This is a genomic window from Solitalea koreensis, assembly GCF_900182575.1.
GTDB lineage: Bacteria > Bacteroidota > Bacteroidia > Sphingobacteriales > Sphingobacteriaceae > Solitalea > Solitalea koreensis.
Genome location: NZ_FXSZ01000018.1, coordinates 1 through 5400, shown reverse-complemented (window position 1 = coordinate 5400; position 5400 = coordinate 1). Strand labels below are relative to the sequence as shown.

2 tRNA genes and 3 rRNA genes are annotated in these 5400 nt (G+C 48.7%); all 5 read left to right on the top strand.

Annotated features, from left to right (window positions below):
• Positions 1–295 precede the first annotated feature (295 nt).
• Positions 296–1817 (top strand): 16S ribosomal RNA (locus FN756_RS14335).
• A 123-nt stretch (positions 1818–1940) separates the two neighbouring features.
• Positions 1941–2018 (top strand) — tRNA-Ile (locus tag FN756_RS14330).
• Positions 2019–2026: 8 nt separating this feature from the next.
• A tRNA-Ala gene (locus tag FN756_RS14325) sits at positions 2027–2100 on the top strand.
• Between the two features lie 129 nt (positions 2101–2229).
• Positions 2230–5106, top strand: a 23S ribosomal RNA gene (locus FN756_RS14320).
• Between the two features lie 165 nt (positions 5107–5271).
• Positions 5272–5383, top strand: a 5S ribosomal RNA gene (gene rrf, locus FN756_RS14315).
• Together the 16S, 23S and 5S rRNA genes with 2 tRNA genes alongside form the textbook arrangement of a ribosomal RNA operon.
• Positions 5384–5400: the final 17 nt, after the last annotated feature.

Below are 5400 nucleotides of genomic sequence, written 5' to 3'. Positions count from 1 at the left end.
TAAAAACTTATTACCTTTGCAGCCCGCCGAAAGGCAAACGAAATTCAGCAACGGCTGAATGGGGATTGAAAGAGAAGGATACAAGGAAGTTAGCAATAACGATTAGGTTCGAATCCTGAGCTATCCGCAAGGCAAGCGAAAGTTTGACTCAGTTCTTTGAAGAGATAGAATAAACAAAATAAGCGCAGCAAGATTTGTAGCGATACAGAATCAAGCTTAAAGTCAATCCAAGAGACAATGATGCCGCAAGGCATCACCTTTCGTAGTAATACGAAGAGGAACAAACTTAAAATTTACAATGGAGAGTTTGATCCTGGCTCAGGATGAACGCTAGCGGCAGGCCTAATACATGCAAGTCGTACGGGATTGAGGACTTCGGTTCTCATGAGAGTGGCGCACGGGTGCGTAACACGTATGCAACCTACCTTTATTTGGGGGATAGCCTTTCGAAAGAGAGATTAATACCGCATAAGACAGTACGTTCGCATGAACGAGCTGTTAAAGTTTCGGCGAATAAAGATGGGCATGCGTTGCATTAGCTAGTTGGTAAGGTAACGGCTTACCAAGGCTACGATGCATAGGGGATCTGAGAGGATGATCCCCCACACTGGTACTGAGACACGGACCAGACTCCTACGGGAGGCAGCAGTAAGGAATATTGGTCAATGGGCGCAAGCCTGAACCAGCCATGCCGCGTGCAGGAAGACGGCCCTATGGGTTGTAAACTGCTTTTATCGGGGAATAAACCTCATTACGTGTAATGAGTTGAAGGTACCCGAAGAATAAGGATCGGCTAACTCCGTGCCAGCAGCCGCGGTAATACGGAGGATCCAAGCGTTATCCGGATTTATTGGGTTTAAAGGGTGCGTAGGCGGTTTATTAAGTCAGTGGTGAAAGCCCGGAGCTCAACTTCGGAACTGCCATTGATACTGATAGACTTGAGTACAGATGAAGTGGGCGGAATGTGACAAGTAGCGGTGAAATGCTTAGATATGTCACAGAACACCGATTGCGAAGGCAGCTCACTAAAGTGTAACTGACGCTGAGGCACGAAAGCGTGGGGATCAAACAGGATTAGATACCCTGGTAGTCCACGCCCTAAACGATGATTACTCGCTGTTAGCGATATACAGTTAGCGGCTAAGCGAAAGCGTTAAGTAATCCACCTGGGGAGTACGGTCGCAAGATTGAAACTCAAAGGAATTGACGGGGGCCCGCACAAGCGGAGGAGCATGTGGTTTAATTCGATGATACGCGAGGAACCTTACCCGGGCTTGAAAGTTAGTGAAGACTGTAGAAATATAGTCGTCCGCAAGGACACGAAACTAGGTGCTGCATGGCTGTCGTCAGCTCGTGCCGTGAGGTGTTGGGTTAAGTCCCGCAACGAGCGCAACCCCTATGTTTAGTTGCCAGCATGTAATGATGGGGACTCTAAACAGACTGCCTGTGCAAACAGAGAGGAAGGAGGGGACGACGTCAAGTCATCATGGCCCTTACGTCCGGGGCTACACACGTGCTACAATGGATGGTACAGAGGGCAGCAAGCTGGTAACAGCAAGCCAATCTCAAAAAGCCATTCACAGTTCGGATTGAGGTCTGCAACTCGACCTCATGAAGTTGGATTCGCTAGTAATCGCGTATCAGCAATGACGCGGTGAATACGTTCCCGGGCCTTGTACACACCGCCCGTCAAGCCATGGAAGCTGGGGGTGCCTAAAGTCCGTCACCGCAAGGATCGGCCTAGGGCAAAACTGGTAACTAGGGCTAAGTCGTAACAAGGTAGCCGTACCGGAAGGTGCGGCTGGAATACCTCCTTTCTAGAGCGATTGTTCTTTAAGTGCTGCGCATATTCTATTTCATAACTTCAAAAAGAGAAAACCCAAGTACAAGTAGGAGGGTAGATGATGAACAAAGCCTACTGCCTGCTGGAAACTGGAAACAGTCCCGTAGCTCAGTTTGGTTAGAGCACTACACTGATAATGTAGGGGTCAGCAGTTCAAGTCTGCTCGGGACTACCACAAAGCTTGGGGAATTAGCTCAGCTGGCTAGAGCACCTGCCTTGCACGCAGGGGGTCAACGGTTCGAATCCGTTATTCTCCACAATTAAAAGGGTCGTTAACAATGGTTAACAAATGATCCGCGAAGTTCTTTGACATATTGAAAGAAGTTACCTGAGAAGGTAAACGAGAAGACACAGATAGAACAGTAGCAATACTGTACATATAACAAAAGAAAGTAAGAAAGGGCGCACGGAGGATGCCTTGGTTCTCAGAGGCGATGAAGGACGTGATAAGCTGCGATAAGCTGCGGGTATTGGCAAATACGAATTGATCCGCAGATTTCCGAATGGGGCAACCTAACTAGTTGAAGACTAGTTGCATAAAGCGCAAACCCGCTGAACTGAAACATCTAAGTAAGCGGAGGAAGAGAAAACAATAGTGATTTCGCAAGTAGTGGCGAGCGAACGCGAAAAAGCCCAAACCGTTATTGTTACGGCAATAACGGGGTTGTAGGACAGCAATGTGGACTTATAAAAAGAAGTGGAATAGGTTGAGAAGCCAAACGAAACAGGGTGACAGTCCCGTACACGTAAGATTTATATACCTAGCTGTATCCTGAGTACCGCGAGGTCGGAGACGCCTTGTGGGAATCTGCCAGCACCATCTGGTAAGGCTAAATACTACTGAGAAACCGATAGTGAACAAGTACTGTGAAGGAAAGGTGAAAAGAACCCCGAACAGGGGAGTGAAATAGAACCTGAAACCGTGCGCTTACAAGCGGTCGGAGTCCTTTAGTGGGATGACGGCGTGCCTTTTGCATAATGAGCCTACGAGTTACTCTTCTCTGGCAAGGTTAAGTTCTTCAGGAACGTAGCCGAAGCGAAAGCGAGTCTGAATAGGGCGCAGAGTCAGAGGAGGTAGACGCGAAACCTTGTGATCTACCCTTGAGCAGGATGAAGTTGCGGTAACACGTAATGGAGGTCCGAACCAGTTTCCGTTGAAAAGGATTTGGATGACTTGAGGGTAGGGGTGAAAGGCTAATCAAACTGGGAAATAGCTCGTACTCTCCGAAATGTTTTTAGGAACAGCCTGGCGGTTGAGTGTACTAGAGGTAGAGCTACTAATTGGATGCGGGGGAGTCAAATCCTACCAAATCCAGATAAACTCCGAATGCTAGTTACATATACGCTGGAGTGAGGCTTTGGGTGCTAAGGTCCAAGGCCGAGAGGGAAAGAACCCAGACCATCAGCTAAGGTCCCCAAATATATACTAAGTTGAACTAACGGGGTCCGATTGCATAGACAGCTAGGATGTTGGCTTGGAAGCAGCCATTCATTTAAAGAGTGCGTAACAGCTCACTAGTCGAGCGATCGGGCATGGATAATAATCGGGCATCAAGTATATTACCGAAGCTATGGATAGGGATTAATCTCTATGGTAGGAGAGCATTCTAACAGCGGAGAAGGTGTATCGTCAGGTATGCTGGAGCGGTTAGAAAAGCAAATGTAGGCATAAGTAACGATAAGGCAGGCGAGAAACCTGCCCACCGAAAGACTAAGGTTTCCTGATCAACGCTAATCGGATCAGGGTTAGTCGGGGCCTAAGGTGTAGCCGAAGGGCGAAGCCGATGGACAATCAGTTAATATTCTGATACTATTTATAATTGTGACGGGGTGACGCAGTGGTGAAAGATCCGCGAACTGACGGAATAGTTCGTTAAAGTCCGTACCTATAGGGTTGGTAGGCAAATCCGCCGACCTTGGAGAAAGATGAAAGTACCGCAAAGCTTCGGCCGCGCGGATAGTGATCCTAAAGGCTGCCGAGAAAAACCTCTAAACTTCAGATTATAAATACCCGTACCGTAAACCGACACAGGTAGTCGAGGAGAGAATCCTAAGGTGCTCGAGTGAATCATGGCTAAGGAACTCGGCAAAATGGCCCTGTAACTTCGGGAGAAGGGGCGCCTCTAGCAATAGAGGCCGCAGTGAAAAGGTCCAGGCGACTGTTTAACAAAAACACATGGCTTTGCAAAATCGAAAGATGAAGTATAAGGCCTGACACCTGCCCGGTGCTGGAAGGTTAAGAGGGGATGTTAGTCGCAAGGCGAAGCATTGAATCGAAGCCCCAGTAAACGGCGGCCGTAACTATAACGGTCCTAAGGTAGCGAAATTCCTTGTCGGGTAAGTTCCGACCTGCACGAATGGTGTAACGATCTGGACGCTGTCTCAGCCATGAGCTCGGTGAAATTGTGGTATCGGTGAAGACGCCGGTTACCCGCAACGGGACGGAAAGACCCCATGCACCTTCACTACAACTTAACATTGACATTGGATACAGGATGTGTAGGATAGGTGGGAGACTATGAAGCGGGTTCGCCAGGATCCGTGGAGTCAACGTTGAAATACCACCCTTTCTGTATTCGGTGTCTAACCCCGCTAAGCGGGGGACATTGTTTGGTGGGTAGTTTGACTGGGGTGGTCGCCTCCAAAAGTGTAACGGAGGCTTTCAAAGGTATGCTCAGTACGCTTGGTAACCGTACGAGGAGTGCAATAGCATAAGCATGCTTGACTGTGAGGCCGACAAGCCGATCAGGTACGAAAGTAGGATATAGTGATCCGGTGGTTCTGCATGGAAGGGCCATCGCTCAAAGGATAAAAGGTACGCTGGGGATAACAGGCTGATCTCCCCCAAGAGCTCATATCGACGGGGAGGTTTGGCACCTCGATGTCGGCTCGTCACATCCTGGGGCTGGAGAAGGTCCCAAGGGTTCGGCTGTTCGCCGATTAAAGTGGCACGCGAGCTGGGTTCAGAACGTCGCGAGACAGTTCGGTCCCTATCTGTTGTGGGCGTAGGATATTTGAGTGGACCTGACCTTAGTACGAGAGGACCGGGTTGGACGAACCTCTAGTGAATCTGTTATGGCGCCAGCTGTACTGCAGAGTAGCTACGTTCGGTCGAGATAAGCGCTGAAAGCATCTAAGTGCGAAACTCACCACAAGATGAGATATCCATATAGGGTCGTGGCAGACTACCACGTTGATAGGCTACAGGTGTAAAGCTGGTAACAGCATAGCCGAGTAGTACTAATTACCCGAAGCTTTCTTGGAAAAGCACCTCGTTTACTTATCGAAGCAGTAACTTCTTTCAACAATATGTCTTTTTGAGCAGTAAGTGCAGACCTAGGTCAAGCGATTGCTGTCAAAAACTAAATACTGAATCTGTAAAGCATGCGTACTTCACATCGAGTACGGTAGCTTACAACTAAAAGCATTCAGGTGCCTATAGCGTTGGTGTCCACCTCTTCCCATTCCGAACAGAGCAGTTAAGCCCAACAGCGCCGATGGTACTGCGGTAAAACGTGGGAGAGTAGGTCGGTGCCGATCTTTATTCGAACCCCTTG